Source organism: Affinundibacterium nitidum (assembly GCF_014284155.1).
Classification (GTDB): Bacteria; Pseudomonadota; Gammaproteobacteria; order Burkholderiales; family Burkholderiaceae_D; genus Undibacterium; species Undibacterium nitidum.
This window is the reverse complement of record NZ_JACOFZ010000001.1, coordinates 1,484,534-1,503,304: the sequence shown is the minus strand read 5'-3', so window position 1 is coordinate 1,503,304 and position 18,771 is coordinate 1,484,534. Positions and strand designations below refer to the sequence as shown.

The window sequence follows — 18,771 nt, the reverse complement described above, 5'->3', positions numbered from 1 at the left end:
GCATATATCTGCCCCAGATTGCCGACCTGTGCCAACACTTATTAGACGAAATGAAGGAAGTTGTTGATGCCTGAATTGCCTGAAGTTGAAGTGACCCGCCTTGGGGTAGCTCCCCACGTTGAAGGTCAGGAAGTTACCTCAGTGGTCTTAAGACGCGAAGGCTTGCGTTGGCCTTTTCCCGCAAATTTAGAGCAAATTTTGAGTGGCAAACGTATTCTGAAGACCAGTCGTCGGGGTAAGTATCTGTTGCTCCACTTTGATCACGGTGTGTTACTAGTTCACCTTGGGATGACCGGTAATTTACGCGTGATGCCTACAAAAACTCCTGCACAAAAGCACGATCATGTTGACCTCGCTTTTGGCAAACAGATGTTGCGTTTAACTGATCCTAGACGGTTCGGCGCATTGCTTTGGCATAGCAACGAGGATGGCGCTATTGAAGAACATCTACTCCTGCGCAAGCTTGGTGTGGAACCCTTGGAATCTGGTTTTTCTGCGGAATTGCTCTTTAAGCAAAGTCGAAGCCGCACTGCACCTATCAAGCAAGTTCTACTTTCGGGCGACATCGTTGTGGGTGTTGGTAATATTTATGCCTCGGAAAGTTTATTTCGAGCAAAAATAAATCCGAAGACGCCAGCGAATCGCATCGGCTTGAAACGTTACCAAGCACTGGAGTTGGCAATTCGACAAATTTTGGCGGAAGCGATCACTAAAGGGGGAAGTACCCTAAAGGATTTTGTTGGTGCTGATGGTAAAACCGGCTATTTTCAGCAGTCTTATTTTGTCTACGATAGAGCGGGGGAGCCTTGCCGGGTTTGTCAAGGAACAATAAGACACATCATGCAAGGTCAACGTAGCAGCTTTTATTGTGTAAATTGTCAAAAATAAGCCAGAATGTCGTATTGTTGAGTCTTGGCAAGAACTTGCCTATGGCTGGCGTAGATTAGAAGAAAAGAATATTGAGGACATTATGAGTAATTTGGTGCAGAACTTCCAGGAATATAGTGGATGGCGCAAAGACGTAGGACAAGCCATTGAACAATATCGCACCTGGATCGCCAATTCAGATTTTGCCGATGGTATTTTGGATCAACGCATCGCTCGTTTGAAAGAGCGTTTGGTCGACGATAAGTTGACGATCGCGTTTGTCGCCGAGTTCTCGCGCGGCAAATCAGAACTGATCAATGCGATTTTCTTTGCAGATTACGGACAACGTATTTTGCCGTCGTCGGCGGGTCGTACGACCATGTGTCCGACCGAATTGATGTATGACGAAACTTTTCCACCTTGCATTCGCTTGCTGCCAATCGAAACTCGTAGTGAAACCTTAAGTACCACAGAATACAAGAGCCACAACCATGTGTGGACGGTGTTGCCACTCGATCCAAAATCAGGCGATGGCATGTTGGAAGCGTTCAAACAAGTCAGTTTGACCAAGAAGGTCACTAAAGAAGTCGCGAAGTCCTATGGCCTGTATGATGAAAGCGATCCAGATGCGGCTCTCGAAGTAGACGAAGATGGTATGGTTGAAATTTCTCAATGGCGTCATGCGATTGTGAACTTTCCTCATCCATTGCTGAAGCAGGGTCTGATCATCGTCGATACACCTGGTTTGAATGCGATTGGTACTGAACCTGAATTAACCTTGAACCTGATTCCAAATGCGCACGCAGTGCTGTTTATCTTGGCAGCGGACACTGGTGTGACCAAGAGTGATATCGATGTTTGGCGCAATCACATCGGAAGTGGTCCGGGGCGCATGGTCGTTCTGAATAAGATCGATAGTATGTGGGATGAGTTGCGTACAGTGGAAGAAGTTGAAGCGCAAATTCAGCACCAAATTGAGACTGTTTCACATACTTTATCGCTAGAAAAAAATCAGGTCTTCCCGATTTCGGCGCAGAAGGGCCTAGTCGCTAAGATCAATAAAGACGCTCCATTGCTTGCCAAGAGCCGCTTGCCTAAACTTGAACACGCTTTATCGAAGGAATTGATTCCTTCGAAGAAAAATATTATTCGCGCACAGTTAGCAAGTGATATTCAAGAAATCGCTGAAGGGCAGATGGCGGTCATCACGGCACGTGGACGTGGCGTCAGCGAACAACTTCATGAACTGCAAAGTTTGCGAGGAAAGAATCAGAACGTCATCGAACACATGATGAAACGTGTGACGATGGAAAAACAAGAGTTCGACGCAAGCTTGATGAAGATGCAAGGGACGCGCTCGGTATTCACTCGCTTGTCGACTGAGGTCTATACGACGCTGGGTATGGATCTCTTGAAAGAAGAAATTAACACCGCACGCGAGGCGATGGAAAGCAGTAAGTTCTCTTTGGGTTTGAAGGATGCGATCAAGAATTTCTTCGATCAAGTCAAAGTCAACTTGACTGCATCGAATCGTAAAACCGACGAGATTTCGGAAATGATGGCGATTATGTATCGCAAATTTTCAACTGAACATGGATTAGCTTTAACTTCGCCTATGCCATTTTCACTCGAAAAATATCTGCAAGAAGTGAGCGCAATTGAGGCTGTATTCCAGCGTCAGTTTAATACCATCACGTTGATGACCACTTCCCAAAAAGTCTTGATGCAGAAATTCTTTGACTCGATTTCAGCACGTGTTAAGCAGAGTTTTTCACAAGCTAATCGTGATGTCGAAGCGTGGCAAAAAGTGGTGATGGCGCCGATCGAAGCACAGATCCGTGAACACAAAAATCAACTCAAAAATCGCATGCAGTCGATACAACGTATTCATGTGGCCACTGATAGTTTGGAAGAAAAAATCGCTAGTTTCGAAGCCATGCATACTGAAGTGGAAGCACAAAAGAAAACCTTGGAAAGTCTGCGTCAAAATATCGAAAAAGCACTGGCGGCTGATTCGCTGTCAGCTTGATGCTTGATCGTCGTTGAGCTCTTAGCTCTATTTAATAAATCTGAAAACGCCTCGATTCGGGGCGTATTTTTTTGGGGTTTCAATATGTCCAAAAGTCCGATTCGAGGTCTAAGCTTTTTTTCTGCGACACGTAATGCAGCGGCCTTGATATGCCTACTGCCAGCCTTGGCTTTGGCGCAGTCGGGTTCGGCTTGGAACAAGGTCGATGCTGGAGTCACGGTGGAATTGCGTGGCTTGTCTGTGGTGAGTAAAGATGTTGCATGGGCCAGTGGCGCGAAAGGGACCGTATTACGTACCGTTGACGGACAGCGCTGGACAGCGATGAATATTACTGGCGCGGAGAAGCTAGATTTTCGTGATATTCAAGGTTTTGATGCAAAGACAGCGATCGCGATGAGCGCTGGTCCTGGTAAAGCATCGACCTTATATAAGACGGTCGATGGCGGCACAAGCTGGGAGCTATTGAAAGTCAATGGCGAGGAGACAGGCTTCTGGGACGCCATGGATTTTTGGGATAAGAATCATGGGATTGTTTTTGGTGATCCGGTCAATGGTAGCTTCCAAGTTTTGGTCACCAATGATGGTGGCCGCACGTGGATAAATCCGGTGAAGGATGCACAGCAATTGGCGGCGATGCCAAACGAAGGCGCTTTTGCGGCGAGCGGTACTTGTATCTCAGTACTCGGTACGCAAGAGGTTTGGTTCGTTACAGGTGGTGCTGCCAAGAGCCGTATCTTTCACTCCCGCGATGGCGGTAAGACTTGGGAAGTAAGTACGACCGAGGTGCCAGCCGCCGCCCCACCCAAAGGCTTATTTTCAGTGAGCGTTGCGAAAAATGGGCGAGGCTTTGCTGTTGGTGGTGATTACCAGCAAGCCAAGGGGGCTGGGCTGAATGCCATGAGCAGTCGTGATGGCGGTAAGACTTGGCAAGCGACGCCCGCGTTGCCGCAGGGTTTCATGTCTGTCGTAAGTAAGGTGCCCGGCAGTTCATCTTTTGTGGTCGGCGGCTTGGCAGGCTCTGGGGTAAGCAAAGATTTTGGCAAGACTTGGACAGTGCTTGGCGAGACGCCACTTAACGCGCTTGGGTTTGCGGATGGTACTCATGGTTGGGCAGTGGGCCCAAAAGGCTTGATACTGCAGTATGTGGGTGTGAGTCTATGAGCTCGATGTACTTGTTGCGGAATAGGATTGAAAGCTTGCTAAAGCATAAGACGGTAAACGTATGAAACGTGTGATCCGCAGAGAAGAGGCAGCCGCTGCACCAGCAGAATTACGTGATCCCAGTTTTTCAGCTGCAGTGATTGCTTGGCAAAAAAAGTTCGGGCGCCATAGTTTGCCTTGGCAGCAAACTCGCGATGCCTATCGTGTGTGGTTGTCTGAAATCATGCTACAACAAACGCAGGTCACGGCGGTTATCCCTTATTACCAACGTTTTTTGGATCGTTGTCCATCGGTATTCGATTTGGCGGAAGCGAGTAATGAAGAAGTGATGGCATTATGGAGTGGTCTAGGTTATTACACGCGTGCCCGTAATCTTCATCGATGTGCCAAGCAGGTAGTGGAGCAGTATCGAGGGACATTCCCGTCTGATCCGAAGCTTTTGCAGGAGTTGCCAGGTATTGGCAGGTCGACCGCAGCCGCCGTCGCTGCTTTTTCGTATGGCACGCAAGCTGCGATTTTGGATGGCAACGTCAAACGCGTTTTTGCACGGGTGTTTGGGGTGGAAGGGTATCCCGGAGCGAAGGCAGTAGAAGATCAATTGTGGCTGCGAGCGCAGGCGCTTTTGCCTGAGCAAGATATTGAATCGTACACCCAAGGATTAATGGATTTGGGTGCCACTCTGTGCACGCGTAGCAGTCCTGCCTGTCAGCGCTGTCCTTTGCAAACTAAGTGCGTAGCGTTTCGTGATCACCGTACAGCTGAACTCCCCTACAAAAAACCAAAAACCAAGATCAAAGAAAAGCATGCATTGATGTTCCTCGTGCGTCACGGTGACCTTGTGTTGTTGGAGAAGAGACCCGATTCTGGTATTTGGGGTGGATTGCTTTCTCTACCTGAATATCAAGGAATGCAGCTCAGCAGTGATGTGGCCGTACTTGATGAATCGAAGACCTTTGCGGCGGCCAAAGATTTCGCAGCGCGGTATGGTGAGATCAAGGAAATAAGCGCGCTGCCAGCGATGACTCATGTGTTCACCCATTTTCGCCTCGAATTCAAGGTGATCTACGTGCGTATTGAGAACACACGAGATTCGGTTCAGGAGAGTGGAGCTAGCTGGTTAGACATACACGGAAGTCAGCAGGCAGCTCTACCAGCGCCGATCAAAAGCCTGTTGATACAATTAGCGACGGGGCTAGATTTGTAGAGTTGCGATGGCTCATGGAACATTTGTACCAAATTCCTTTCAATGAGCGTTCGCCATTTAACTCGCATTTCCTAGTTGAGACTCGCTGAAACTCGCTACCTTTTTGTGGACTAGCTCATCCCGCAATTTTCGTGTTTTGTCGCATGGCGTCGTATTTCGTCACTTGACTTCCCTTTTCTAAAAAACACTCTTTACAATTCAAACCTGTCCCTCCACATCATCGTTTGAAGGAGTTTATGTTGAAACATCCAAATATGAAGAAAGCGGTATGTTTGCTGACTTTAGCTGTGCCATTGTGGGCACAGGCTAGTACTAAAGCTTGCCGTATCCCAAACTTTCCACAAGAAGTCCAATGTGGCCAAGTCAGTCGACCTCTCGATCCTAGCCAGCCCGATGGCAAAAAAATCGATGTACATTATGTTGTCTTGCCTTCACAGGATAGAAATAAATTACCAGACGCCGTGTTCTTGCTAGCAGGCGGGCCTGGTCAGAGTGCGATCGGCGTTTCGGCTTTTGGTGAATCTATGCTTGGCAAATTGAATCGTCGTCGCGATTTGGTATTTGTTGATCAGCGCGGAACTGGAAAGAGCGCGCCGCTTAAATGCCCAAAGCTGGAAAATGATGAAACACCCATGGATCAAGCGGCCGTCGTAAAACGCGTGCTTGAGTGCAAAGACGACTTGCAAAAATTACCGCATGGTGATTTACGTTTCTATACGACTAGCATTGCTGTTCAAGATTTGGAGGCAGTCCGTGCCGCACAAAATTATAGTGCGATCAATTTGGTAGGCGTCTCCTATGGAACTCGAGTTGGTCTTGAATACTTGCGTCAATTTCCGAAGTCTGTGCGTCGCTTGGTGATTGATGGTGTAGTACCGCCGGATTTGAACTTGCTTGGTACAGATGCCAAAGCTGCACTTGACGGCATCTTCGCTGATTGCAAAGCTGATACTCGTTGCAATACTGCTTACCCGGATCTTGAAAATCGATGGAAACACTTGTTGAGCGGCGGTACGCGACAAGCGACGTTTACGCATCCCCGTTTGGGAACTGAAGTGAGTATGCCAATCAGTCGAGAGGACATCATCGGCATGGTATTCCGCGGTCTCTATTCGCCTACCGTTACGTCCGTATTGCCGTATGCGATTGCGCAAGCTGATCAAGGCAAGTTTGGTCCTTTAGCAAACTTAGGTGGTGGTTTTAATTTGCCTTCTCCAACGGCGATGAGTATGGGGATGCATTACTCCGTATGGTGCTCAGAAGCCTATGTAAAACCGCCAGCGGCAAATGTGAATGATGAGCTTAGTTCTGTGATGGCGAATAACTACGGCAAGATTTGTTCAGCATGGCCCCGTGGCGATGTGCCTGCGGAATTCTTTACGATACCTAAATCAAATAGCCCTGTCTTGTTATTGAGCGGCGGTATTGATCCAGTTACGCCTACTCGAAATGGTGATCAAGTTGCAAAAGCCTTGGGCGAGAAAGCGCGTCATTTATTTATCAAAAATGCAGGGCATGGATTGATTGGGCAAGGTTGTGTGCGTGAAGTGGTGAATAATTTTGTCGCTGCAAAAGATGATCAAGAAGCTGCCAAAGTTGATGCTAGCTGCGTAGTGCAGATTCCACGTCCCTTAGTCTGGGTCGCACCGAAAGCGGCGAGCAGTGTGAAATCAAATCGAAACGGAGAACAACAATGATTATCGTTGAAGATTTACATAAAGAATTTGTCAAACTAGGTAAGCCTAAGTTTGGTATCGGAAAGAAGACGGCCGAGCGTGTTAAGGCAGTCAACGGCGTCAGCTTTACTGCACAAGACGGCGCAATTCTTGGTTTATTGGGCGCCAACGGTGCTGGTAAAACTACGAGCTTGCGTATGGTCGCATCGTTGCTAAAAGCTGATAGCGGCAAGATTCAAATTGATGACGTACAAGTCAAGGAAGGTCAAACAGCTTCGCAAAGTCGCCTTGGTATTCTTTCCGACGCCCGTGGTCTGTATCCTCGTCTCACCTCGCGTGAAAATATTCACTACTACGGCAAGTTGCACGGCATGGATAGAGCTGTCATCGAAAAGCGCACAGATCAATTAGCACATTGGCTTGATATTGGCAGTTTGTTGGATCGCCGTACCGAAGGGTTTAGCCAAGGTGAGCGTATGAAAATCGCTCTAGCGCGGGCTTTGATTCACGATCCGAAGAATATTATCTTAGATGAACCAACAAACGGATTGGATGTTGTCGCCACTCGCGCCTTGCGTGAATTTTTACGCTGGCTGCGCACCCCAGAGGGTGGGGGTAAATGTATTGTGTTTTCCACTCACATTATGCAAGAGGTAGAGCGTCTGTGCGACACCGTTGTGATCGTGGCAAAAGGTCAAACAGTCACTAAAGGTACGGTGGCTGAGTTGATGGAAGAAGCACAGGAATCAGACTTTGAAGATGCTTTTGTGAAGCTCGCTTTCTTGCAAAGCAAAGAAATTAACCCATCAGTACAAGGGAGTCTCTGATGAAAGAAATATTAGCGATTTATTGGAAAGAAATTTCTGATGCGATGCGTGATCGTCGTACTTTGATGATGGTGATCTTTAGTTCATTGCTGTCTGTACCTCTGCTGTTATTTATCTTCTCCACAGTGATGTCGCAAGTTGAATCGCAAGCGATTGATCGTACGGTATACGCTGTAAATATGAAAGACGCACCAAGCTTGCAAAACTTTTTAGAGCGTCAAGGCTATAAAATTAAGGAAGCGCCTGCCGACTATGAAGAGAAATCGCGCAAGAAAGAATTGAGTAAGCCAGTGTTGATTGTACCCGCAAATTTTGATGAAGATTTGGCGGAAACCAAGCATGTTGATTTGGAAGTGGCTTACGATACTTCGAATCGTCAAGCAGAGATGGGCTTGATTCCTTTGCGTCGATTACTGAATAATTTTGTACAGGAAAAAACGAGTCTTGATCTCTTGATGCGCGGTATTTCACCGGATGTGTTACAAAGTATTGGTATCAAAGAACGCCAATTGCAACGTACTGATGAGCGTAAAGTTACGATTACAGCGATGTTGCCGATGGTGCTGGTAATGGCAATTGTGATGGGCGGCATGTTTGCAGCGATTGATAGTACTGCAGGTGAACGTGAGCGGGGCTCCTTGGAACCATTGATGATGAACCCGGTTTCTGGTTGGCAGTTAGCGATCGGCAAAACAACTGCGGTGATGTCGGTCAGTATTTTGATTGTATTGCTGACAGTGAGTAGTTTCTTCCCCGCACAAGCGGTTATCGGCAATGAGGCCTTGAAGGCAGAGTTTCAATTTGGTGTGAAAGATGCCGCAGCTTTTCTGCTAGTTTTAATTCCTTTAGCTGGTGCTTTGTCTGCTTTACAGGTAGCGGTTTCTTTAACCTGCAAAACTTTTAAAGAAGCACAAGTACGCAATCAATTATTGAGTCTCGTCGTTTCTTTTATGCCGATGTTCTTCATTGTTAATCCTGGCAAAGAACCTGCATGGTTGACCTGGGTGCCTGTGATGGCGCAGACGCAAATGATGAATCAAGTGTTGAAGGGAGAGTTGGTAGCAGCGTCTTCCTTTGGAATCGCGATCGTTGTTGCACTCGCCATCATGTCAGCAAGTCTGATTTTCGTGTCGAAGAAGATGCGTGAGGTCGTTGCGCAATAAACGTTTCGTCATGCAAAATAGAAAAAGGCTTCAGTTCAGACTGAATTGAAGCCTTTTTTGCAAACGTATTCTGTTGATTCAGCGACTAATTGATCCCACAATTAACCGCAATTTGTTTGACGATGACGAATCAGAACCCGTTCATTTTGTTGGAAGTATTTCGCCAGTTTTTCCACCATATACACTGAACGATGTTGCCCACCGGTGCAGCCTATACCCACTGTCAAATAACTACGATTATCGCGTTTGAATTCTGGCAGCCATTTTTCGATTAAGCTTTGAATATCACGATACAGATCTTGCGCCATTTCTTGCTGGTCAAGGAAATTGATTACAGGCTGATCTTTACCAGTTAAGGGGCGCAGTGCATGATCATAGTGCGGATTCGGCAAGATTCGAACATCAAATACGAAATCCACGTCGAGTGGCACACCCACTTTGAACGCGAAAGATTCGAACATCAAAATGAGAGGTGCCTGCTCCACGCCGATTTCATCTTTAATCCATTGGCGCAAGCTGTTGGCGCTGAGAAATGAAGTGTCAATTACATGTCCTAAAAATTGCAGGGGCTCGAGTAGTTCACGTTCTTTTTGGATGCACTCCACCAGGCTTAATGGTGCACTTGATAATTGTTGCTGCTGTAGTAGATGAGATAGCGGATGGCTGCGACGCGTTTCCGAGAATCGAGCGATCAAGGTTTCCGAACTCGCTGTGAGAAATAAGACTTTGACTTCATGCCCGAGTTGACGCAAACGTTCAATCGCTTCAGGTACGATCTTGAGTAAATGTGCGCTACGCGAATCGATTGCCATAGCCGCGCTTTTTACGCCTTCCCATTCAAGGGTATTGACGAGGTCGACCAATAAACTGGGCGGTAAGTTATCGACGCAGTAAAAGCCAGCATCTTCAATAACGTTTAACGCAACCGATTTGCCTGAGCCGGAAATGCCACTGATTAACAGGATACGCATAATTCTTACACCATTGTGTCATCCATGGCGCGACGTTGACGTTCCATGAATTCTTCTAATGTGTTGATGCCGCGCAATTGCAAAATGGTGTTGCGAACTGCAGCCTCCAGTAGAACCGCAATATTGCGACCTGCAGCAACTGGAATGACCACTTTTTTGATTTGCAAACCAAGTACGTCTTGGGTTTGCGAATCGATCGGTAAGCGTTCGTAGTTTTCTTCAAGTGTACTGCGTTTAACGAGATGCACAATTAACTTCAGGCGCATTTTTCGCCGCACAGAGGTCTCACCGAAAATTGCCTTGATATCGAGTAGACCTAGGCCGCGCACTTCGAGTAAATTTTGCAAAATCTCGGGGCAACGACCTTCAATCATATTCGGCGCAATGCGAGAAAATTCGACTGCATCATCGGCGACTAAGCCATGGCTACGTGAGATGAGTTCTAGCCCCAATTCACTCTTACCCAAACCAGATTCACCCGTAATTAACACGCCAACGCCTAAAACGTCCATAAAGACACCGTGCATGGTCACTTGTGGAGCAAGCTTTTTCGACAAATATACGCGCAAATAATCGATGACTTGCGCGGCTGGCAAAGGAGTAGAGAAGAGGGGAATATTGTTGTCGTCACAGGTATCCAAGAATACCTGTGGTGATTCTAATCCTTGTGCCACGATCAACGCTGGGGGATTGCCTGCCACAAGTTCTTTGATTAAGTTCGCACGGGAGCCAGGCGATAGTTTTTGAAAGTAGTTGAGTTCTTGATGCCCTAAGACTTGGATCCGCCCAGGGTGAATCAAGTTTAAGTGACCGACCTGATCTGAGGACGCAGTCGCGTCATCGGTGATTTGCTTTTCGCCACCAGAAAAGCCAGAAAACCATCCTAGTTGTAGCGTGTCGCGGTTGTCGTCGAAGATTCTCTGTATCGTCAGTTCGGTGATCAGTGGCATAGGGCTTACTCGACAATTCTAAAATGAATTCAAAGAGTGGCAATCAAATCGCAGCGAGCTACTCTTCGTTGCAGCAAATGGCGATCACCTTTAGAGATTCGCCTGAAGCTTAGTTTCCCAAGTGATGATATGTTTATACACCAAGCTTGCATCGGTCTCAGCGCGCAGCGCTTCGCGGAAATCATCGTCGGAAAGCATTTCTGCGATTTCCGACAAAATTTCTAGATGTTGTTGGGTCACATTATCTGGCATCAGCAAGAAGATTAAGAGATCGACCGGCATACCATCGGGTGATTCGAAAGGAATCGCTTCTGCCAAGCGCACAAAAGCAGCGATCGGATTTTTGAGACCCTTGATTCGACCATGTGGCACAGCAACGCCATGGCCTAAACCGGTTGAGCCGAGACGTTCGCGTGCGAACAAGTTTTCGGAAACAGTCGAGCGGGCGATACTGCAGTTATTTTCAAACAGCAAGCCAGCTTGCTCAAAGGCGCGCTTTTTGCTGGAAACATCTAGGTTCAGCAGCACGTTTTCCAGTGGCAGGATTTTCGCAATATTGGTCATGTTACTAAATTAATGTGAGTCTTGTGCTCGTTGACATTAAAACAGTTGGCAACCGAAGTCGCCTAATCTGATCGGATCAAGCGAGCGTTTCATTAAACGGTTCAATTGACCACGGTCTCGTAGCCTGCGATTATAGGCTTCTTTTGGCAGGCGCGCGAATTTCCCTGCTATTTCTATGTCAGGCTTGCAAGTTTTTTTGGAGAAGGGCGCTAAAGGCTTCAACCGAGATGGGTTTGCTAAAGTAGAAACCTTGCATTTCCTGGCAGCCTGCATCGCGCAAGAAGTCCATTTGTTCGAGATTTTCTACACCTTCGGCTGTCACTGTCATGCCTAAGGCACTCGACATCGCGATGATCGCCTTTGTCAGAACGACAGAATCTTGATTTTCTGGGATTTCGCGAATGAAAGAGCGATCGATCTTCAGATTATCGATAGGGAAACGTTGCAGATACGAAAGAGATGAAAAACCCGTACCGAAGTCATCGAGAGAGATGCTTACGCCCAAGTCTTTGATGGCATTAAACACGCTGCTTAAGTGATCTGCTTCCACCATCAGTAAACCTTCGGTGATCTCTAATTGCAAAGCCTGTGCATCTAAGCCGGTGTCATCGAGAACTTCCTTGATGAAGCTTGGTAAGTTCGGGTCTTGAAATTGTTTCGGCGAGATATTGACGCTGATCTTAAAATCGAAGCCATACTCATTCCGCCATTGTTGTGCATGGCGTGCCGCTTGTGCTAAGACCCAGCGGCCAATCGGTACGATCAAGCCAATTTCTTCAGCGAATGGAATAAATTCATTGGGTGCCACGATAGCCATATCTTCCATCTGCCAACGAATTAAAGCTTCGGCACCGACGATTTTTTGCGTCTCTAAATTTATCTTGGCTTGGTAGTAAAGTAAGAATTCATCTTCGACTAATGCACGGCGTAAATTGCGTTCCAAGGCATAGCGATGCTGGGCACGAATCATCAATTCAGAAGTGAAGAATTGATAGTTATTGCGGCCTAACTCTTTCGCTAAATACATGGCGGAATCGGCGCAGCGTAAGAGAGTCGGGCCATCTTCGCCATCATGCGGAAATACGCTAATGCCGATAGAGGTGCCGAGATGGTACTGATTTTCATCGATGACGAATGGCTCACGCATCTTAGTTAAAATGCGCTCCGCTAATTCTTTAAGATGCTGGGCGGTGGTGAACTCTTCGACTACGATAACGAATTCGTCGCCACCAAGACGTGCCAACATATCGGTGGCACGTATGCAGGAACTCAAACGTTTAGCAACATCACACAACAGACCATCACCTGCTGCATGACCCGCGGTATCGTTGACATTCTTAAAGCGGTCAAGGTCCAAGAAAATCACGGCGACCTTTTGATTGTAGGAATGCGATAGAGCGTAGCTCAGTCTTTGCTGCAGTTGGTGACGGTTAGGTAAGCCAGTTAATGCATCGTGGGTCGCAATGTACTGCAACTGACGTTCAGTCTCACGAATCTCAGTGGTGTCTGTGAAAGAAATTAATACCGCTTCATTTTTGTTTTGATGATGCTGCGAATGAATTGGCTGTACATTCACCAATAACCACACCACCGATTGATCATGTAATTGCAAACCAATGGATAAATTCGAGATGGCTTCACCCGTGCGAAAGACAACGGACGCTGGATCATCACCAATCTTTATTTCGCTACCATCCTCGCGAAAAATACGACTGAAATAGCGATGACGCCGACCTGCTGCCTCAACTGAACTAATTTTTAAAATGCGCTGTGCGCTTGGATTACAAGTGAGAATTTGGCCGCCTGGTGCAATCACCATAATGCCTTCGGTCAGATTATTCACCACAGAACGATAGCGGTCCTCACTGGTCGCCAGGCTATGTTCCATGTTCTTCTTGTCGATCGCTAAGGCGATGACATGCATGGCATCCATAATCAAGGTTTGTTCATCGACGCTAGGTACCCGTAACGCGCGATGATAAATATCGACGGTGCCAAGCAAAGTATTGAAGGCAGTTTTAATCGGCACAGACCAGCAAGATTGATAGCCGTAACGAACAGGTGTGTGTTTGTGCTTGCTCCACAAATCACTTTTACTGATGTTATCTACGATCTTGATTTTGCCACTTTGAATGGCCGGTCCACAGCTCCACTGATTGAGACCGATTTCAATTTGATCGATTTCGTTTAGAAATTCTGCCTCCATAGAGGGAGCAGCAGCAAGTTTCAGTTTTTGGCGTTCATCGTCGTAGAGCATGATCGCGCAAACGGAAGCATTGTCGAGCAGGCGTTCCATTCGATCACATACGTCTTGCAAAATTTGCGTGAGCGGATTGTCTAAGGCAATCATCTCCAAAATTTCTTTTTCGTGATGCAAGGCTTCGTGGCTCAAACTGTTTGCCGTGGCAAACTCGCGTGGCGCTCTAACGTGCAAAGATTTGGCAATCGGTTGGGTTTGCAAATGACGAACCCGCAGTACATAGGCCGTATTCCGTTGCACCGGGAAGCTATGAAGTCGCACTTCAACATCGAGCAGATGCGAATCTCTAGTTTTTAATTGGCAAAACTCGGCAATCGCTTGAGGCAAGACGCTAGCCCCAGCTTGTAAATGTGTTTTGAGTTGATTTGGGTGACTGAACTGCAGGAAGCTCGCCCAACGCATACCCGTAATTTCGTTTAAGTTTTTGGCGCGCAGAAGCTCAATGCCGAGTTTGCTGGCATACACAATGACACCATCGATCAAGACGTAGCTTGCATCTTGAGCGTACTGTTCTAACAGTGATAGCCAATTGGCGGGATAAATCACTTCGTTGAAACTATGGGATGGCTTACTGGTGTAATTCACAAAATCGTCTTTTGAAAAATCGTTCAGGGTCAATCTTGAATGGATAAATCAAGATGAACGCAAAATAAATGCAAATAAGCTTTCAGGAATGATTACAAATTAAAGGCTTACATGCAAGCTGTCGAAACGCTAAGTATTTCCTGTTTTTGTCCTGTGTGAGAGTAGGCTTGTAATAATACTGACGTTTGAAAAATAACTATTGACGTGCGTTACGTTGATTCGAAGGCATCTTTCCTGTGGAGAAATTGCTACGCCACGGATTGATATCGAGGCCACCGCGACGTGTGTACCTCGCGTAAACCGACAGTTTTTGTGGTTTGCAATGTGTCATAAGGTCAGTGAAAATGCGTTCTACACATTGTTCATGAAATTCATTGTGATCGCGGAAGCCAATCAAATAGCGCAGTAGAGATTCTTGATCAATTGGTGCGCCGACATAATGGATCTGTACGCTAGCCCAATCAGGTTGGCCGGTAACTAGGCAGTTTGACTTGAGTAGATGCGATACCAAAGTCTCTTCGATCGCAGATTGCTCGTGATCGGCTTTTAAAAGGCTAGGGTTCGGCGAATATTGGTCGACTTCGATGTCGAGTCTATCTAACTGTAGACCATCAAGTTCATTGAAACTGAATTTACCAAAATTTTCTGGGGTAGTAATGCTAATTTGTACAGGCGCGCCAAATCCGTTCGAGATGTCGGTTTGCAGTAAGCTCAGCAAGGCATCGGTGCCGGCGAGCTTGGTTTGGTTAAAGGAGTTCAAGTAAAGTTTGAAGGACTTCGACTCAATAATGTTCGGCGAGTCGGCTGGTGCCATGACAGTTAAGATTGCTACTTGCGGTTTGCCACGTAAATTTAACCAAGAAACTTCATAGGCATTCCAAATGTCCATTCCAAAAAAAGGTAAGTTGACCGCCTTGCCATCGACGATCTTCAAGCCAATTTCAGCTCGTTTTTCAGCGCGAGGAATAGGAAACAATAGGCTCGGGTCATACGAGGTCTGATAGGCGGAATTTTTGCCAAGCTGCGATTGTTCAGCGGTATTAGTCGGATTACTGGAATTGCTTGAATTACTCATGATGTTTGGACTTGTTCGATAGTGTCTTACAGCCCTCGCAGGCTGACATAGCGCTGGGTAAGCTCTATGCCATGCACTGCTGAGGAATTACAAAAATAATTTATAAACTGGGTTATTGCTCTCATCCCAGTAACGATAGCCTAGGCCATTCAAAAATTCTTTGAAGGCTTTCATTTCTTTCTTCGGTACTTGTAAGCCAACTAAGGTACGCCCATAGTCAGCGCCGTGATTGCGATAGTGGAATAAGCTGATATTCCAGTTTGGTGCCATGCTGTTTAAGAAGCGCATTAAAGCGCCTGGACGCTCTGGAAATTCGAACCGATACAGTAACTCGTTTTCAGCCAATTCACTTTTGCCACCGACCAAATGACGGATATGCAGTTTCGCTAACTCATCGTCAGTTAAATCTAAAGTAGGGAAGCCGTGTTTGACAAAACTCTTGGCGATTTTGCCCGATTCTTCGCGATTGGAAACTTGAATGCCGACAAAAATATGCGCCGATTTTTTATCGCTGATACGGTAGTTGAACTCGGTCACATTGCGTGGGCCCACGAGCTCACAGAAACGTTTGAAACTCCCTTGCACTTCAGGGATGGTCACGGCAAACACGGCTTCACGCGCTTCACCGACTTCGGCACGCTCGGCGACAAAACGCAGGCGATCAAAATTCATGTTAGCACCGCAGGCGATGGTTACCATCGTCTCATTCTTTAGCGCACGTTTATTATTTTTTTCCCGTTCGATATAGGCCTTGCAGCCAGCGACGGCAAGTGCACCAGCGGGTTCGAGAATACTGCGTGTATCTTGGAAAACGTCTTTGATTGCAGCACAAACGGCATCAGTATCGACGGTGATGACCTCGTCGACATACATTTTCGCAAGACGGAAAGTCTCTTCACCGACTAATTTCACTGCGGTGCCATCAGAAAACAAACCCACATCATTGAGCGTAACGCGTTTGCCGGCTTTCAAGCTGCGCGCCATGGCGTCAGAGTCCGTGGTTTGCACACCGATAATCTTGATGTCAGGACGAACTGCTTTGACGTAAGCGGAAACGCCCGCGATCAAGCCACCACCACCAATTGCGACAAAGATTGCATGGATAGGGCCAGCGTGCTGGCGCAAAATCTCCATACCGACTGTGCCTTGTCCGGCGATGACATCAGGGTCATCGAAAGGATGAACAAAGGTGAGCTTGCGTTTCTTTTCCAATTCCAAAGCATGGCCATAAGCATCTGTGTACGATTCTCCGTGCAGCACGATTTCGACCGCGTCTCCACCATGGCTACGCACAGCGTCGATTTTGACCGGTGGGGTGGTCGTTGGCATCACGATGACGGCTTTGCAACCGACACGTTTAGCACTGAGCGCCACGCCTTGCGCATGATTTCCTGCTGAGGCACAAATCACACCGCGTTTTAACTGTGCTGCATTGAGGTGAGCGATCTTATTGTATGCCCCGCGTAACTTGAAGCTAAACACGCTTTGCATGTCTTCACGTTTGAAATGAATTTGATTGTCCATACGCTTGGACAAGTTCGGAGCAAACTCTAATGGAGTTTCGAAGGCAACGTCATAAACGCGTGCGGTTAATATTTTTTTCAGGTAATCAGTGGACATGGGAAATCTTCTCAATTCTTCACAATACTTTTATGGCATCTTCAAAAATCGGACAGTGGCCTAGGCCAAACGCAGGCGTTGCGTTTTCATCTCCATGGATAAATAAAGATCATGCGTACGACGTTCGCTGTTTTCAGCTGGTGTCCAAGCAAACATCATTGTCGGGCGGGGTAGAGCGCAGAAATGATGCAAAATTCTAAAGTCCTCTGTGGGCATTATAATGTATCCCTCGCCTACTTACCCCAATTCCTATGATAGAAGCCGCAGTTGCTTGGTTGTTGAACTTGCTTGCCGTCTCAAACGTCGGTTTGCCTGCGGTATTCTTGGTCAGTCTAATTTCCGCGACTTTAGTCCCTTTAGGCTCAGAACCGGTGGTTTTTGCTATGGTGAAAGCCAATCCAGATATGTTTTGGATCACGATTGTGGTTGCTAGCATTGGTAATACTTTAGGTGGGGTGATCAACTATGGTATGGGCTATGGTGCTGAGAAAGCATTTCACCGAGAGCGTGAGAGTCGTTGGTTTGGGTGGTTAAGCAAGTACGGAGCAAAGACCATGCTGCTGGCTTGGTTGCCTGCAATTGGTGACCCCTTATGTGCATTGGCGGGGTGGTTAAAACTGCCTTTTTGGCAGTGCTTGGCCTATATGGCCATAGGAAAATTTTTGCGTTATTTATGTATGACCAGCATGTTATTAGCGGTGCCGAACGGATTTTGGCATCGGATTGCCAGTTGGTTGGGTTGAGGGCAATAGCTTATTTTCTTAAGATTAGTTTCCTAAACTGGGCGTCATCGCTTTCATCGCCCAGGCAGGATAGTTCGCCTTAAATAGACGGAAAAATAATTCATTTTGGCTCTTACTGGCGATCGCCTCGCGTAGTATTTTCTTATCGCTCTCTTTTAGAGATTGATGTGCCAAATAGATACCGACCTTCGCTTTGGGAAACTGTTTCAGTGGTATCGCCTGTATTTTGTTGTCGAGAAGGATATCTTCTGCCGCTTGGACAAAAACTGTGGCGGACATGATGGTGGCCTGAATTTGGCCTGATTGCATTTTTTTTGCAATGTCTTCAACTTCAATAAACTCTTCAGCCCGTTTTGCGTTGCGCAGTTTTTGCGTGAATTCGCTATACATAGGGCCAAAATCGTAGCCGCGAACCAGGCCGAACTGCAGATTGTCTTGCTCTAAAATGGCCTCAGGTTCTTCATTCTTCAGCGCATCCTTTAACACGATAACGCTGGGATAGAATTCGATGAGGGGAATGAATTCAGCATACTGATTGCGTTCATCTGTTTGGATAGCAAAGACGATGTCGGTCAGTCCATTTTTGAGATAGTGAATTGCACGTGCGCGGGGCACAAAGTCCCATATAAAATGACATTGAGTAGACTTTTCGACCGTGGAGAAAAAATCACTGAGGATGCCACTGACTTGTTTTTTTGCGTTGACGGTAAGCGCAGGGCCTTGTGGGTTAATCGCAATGTGAATGTTGCGGCTGCAAGTGGCTGCGACCGCTGTGTTACAGCTCACGCTCGCAAAGAAAAAAGCGAATAGGGGACCACAATGGAATAAAAGCTGTTTCGCTTTTGTGTTTATCCACATACTCGCTCCGATTAAAGACGGTAAGGTTTTTTTTAGAGGTAGCGCATCATCATTAGTCAAAATTGACGATGCTCGCCTTATCGATCTCATCAGCATAGTCGATGCTTTGATAAATTTCCTCTGTTTTTCTGAGTTTTCACCATATTTGTTTTTAGCTGTCGAGATCGGTGTTGTAGATCTCAAAAACTATTTTGTCGAGACACTCAGATCAGACTGCA

General features: G+C 46.7%; 15 protein-coding genes. 8 read left to right on the top strand and 7 right to left on the bottom strand.

Annotation, left to right across the window (positions count from 1 at the left end):
• Window positions 1-66: 66 nt before the first annotated feature.
• The 7 genes from mutM to H8K36_RS06450 all read left to right on the top strand — a co-directional run bounded on the left by mutM (window position 67) and on the right by H8K36_RS06450 (window position 8,927).
• Complete coding sequence (mutM, locus tag H8K36_RS06480; protein ID WP_186914533.1) at window positions 67-888, top strand: bifunctional DNA-formamidopyrimidine glycosylase/DNA-(apurinic or apyrimidinic site) lyase; 822 nt, start codon at window positions 67-69, stop codon at window positions 886-888.
• Window positions 889-970: 82 nt separating this feature from the next.
• A complete protein-coding gene (locus H8K36_RS06475) occupies window positions 971-2,896 on the top strand; it encodes a dynamin family protein (protein ID WP_186914534.1) in 1,926 nt (641 codons plus the stop codon).
• 84 nt (window positions 2,897-2,980) lie between these two features.
• Window positions 2,981-4,057: a WD40/YVTN/BNR-like repeat-containing protein gene (locus H8K36_RS06470; protein ID WP_186914535.1), complete on the top strand. Its 1,077-nt coding sequence runs from the start codon at window positions 2,981-2,983 to the stop codon at window positions 4,055-4,057.
• A 61-nt stretch (window positions 4,058-4,118) separates the two neighbouring features.
• Complete coding sequence (gene mutY / locus H8K36_RS06465) at window positions 4,119-5,261, top strand: A/G-specific adenine glycosylase (RefSeq protein WP_186914536.1); 1,143 nt, start codon at window positions 4,119-4,121, stop codon at window positions 5,259-5,261.
• Between the two features lie 236 nt (window positions 5,262-5,497).
• A complete protein-coding gene (locus H8K36_RS06460; protein ID WP_186914537.1) occupies window positions 5,498-6,958 on the top strand; it encodes an alpha/beta hydrolase in 1,461 nt (486 codons plus the stop codon).
• On the top strand, window positions 6,955-7,764 hold the full coding sequence (locus H8K36_RS06455) for an ABC transporter ATP-binding protein (protein WP_186914538.1): 810 nt from the start codon (window positions 6,955-6,957) through the stop codon (window positions 7,762-7,764). The genes H8K36_RS06460 and H8K36_RS06455 overlap by 4 nt, the downstream gene beginning before the upstream one ends.
• Window positions 7,764-8,927 carry an ABC transporter permease gene (locus H8K36_RS06450; protein ID WP_186914539.1) on the top strand — a complete coding sequence of 388 codons (1,164 nt, stop codon included), beginning with the start codon at window positions 7,764-7,766 and terminating at the stop codon, window positions 8,925-8,927. The genes H8K36_RS06455 and H8K36_RS06450 overlap by 1 nt, the downstream gene beginning before the upstream one ends.
• Window positions 8,928-9,028: 101 nt before the next feature.
• On the opposite strand, the gene rapZ is transcribed toward H8K36_RS06450, so the two are convergent.
• The 6 genes from rapZ to ilvA form a co-directional block, all read right to left on the bottom strand.
• Entirely contained in the window at window positions 9,029-9,898 is an 870-nt protein-coding gene (rapZ, locus tag H8K36_RS06445) for an RNase adapter RapZ (RefSeq protein WP_186914540.1), read from the bottom strand.
• A gap of 5 nt (window positions 9,899-9,903) precedes the next feature.
• Window positions 9,904-10,848, bottom strand: coding sequence for an HPr(Ser) kinase/phosphatase (hprK, locus tag H8K36_RS06440; protein WP_186914541.1), 945 nt, complete (start codon window positions 10,846-10,848; stop codon window positions 9,904-9,906).
• A 90-nt stretch (window positions 10,849-10,938) separates the two neighbouring features.
• Window positions 10,939-11,412 (bottom strand): PTS sugar transporter subunit IIA, encoded by a 474-nt coding sequence (locus H8K36_RS06435; protein ID WP_186914542.1) that lies wholly within the window; start codon window positions 11,410-11,412, stop codon window positions 10,939-10,941.
• A 178-nt stretch (window positions 11,413-11,590) separates the two neighbouring features.
• On the bottom strand, window positions 11,591-14,257 hold the full coding sequence (locus H8K36_RS06430) for a bifunctional diguanylate cyclase/phosphodiesterase (RefSeq protein WP_186914543.1): 2,667 nt from the start codon (window positions 14,255-14,257) through the stop codon (window positions 11,591-11,593).
• Window positions 14,258-14,453: 196 nt separating this feature from the next.
• The gene (gene queF / locus H8K36_RS06425) at window positions 14,454-15,332 is read right to left on the bottom strand and encodes an NADPH-dependent 7-cyano-7-deazaguanine reductase QueF (RefSeq protein WP_186914544.1); all 879 of its coding nucleotides are present in this window, start codon (window positions 15,330-15,332) and stop codon (window positions 14,454-14,456) included.
• 87 nt (window positions 15,333-15,419) lie between these two features.
• Window positions 15,420-16,952, bottom strand: a complete 1,533-nt coding sequence (gene ilvA / locus H8K36_RS06420; protein ID WP_186914545.1) for a threonine ammonia-lyase, biosynthetic — start codon at window positions 16,950-16,952, stop codon at window positions 15,420-15,422.
• 251 nt (window positions 16,953-17,203) lie between these two features.
• On the opposite strand from ilvA, the gene H8K36_RS06415 reads away from it, so the two are divergent.
• Window positions 17,204-17,695, top strand: coding sequence for a YqaA family protein (locus tag H8K36_RS06415; RefSeq protein ID WP_186914546.1), 492 nt, complete (start codon window positions 17,204-17,206; stop codon window positions 17,693-17,695).
• 24 nt (window positions 17,696-17,719) lie between these two features.
• On the opposite strand, the gene H8K36_RS06410 is transcribed toward H8K36_RS06415, so the two are convergent.
• Complete coding sequence (locus H8K36_RS06410; RefSeq protein WP_186914547.1) at window positions 17,720-18,553, bottom strand: transporter substrate-binding domain-containing protein; 834 nt, start codon at window positions 18,551-18,553, stop codon at window positions 17,720-17,722.
• Window positions 18,554-18,771 lie beyond the last annotated feature (218 nt).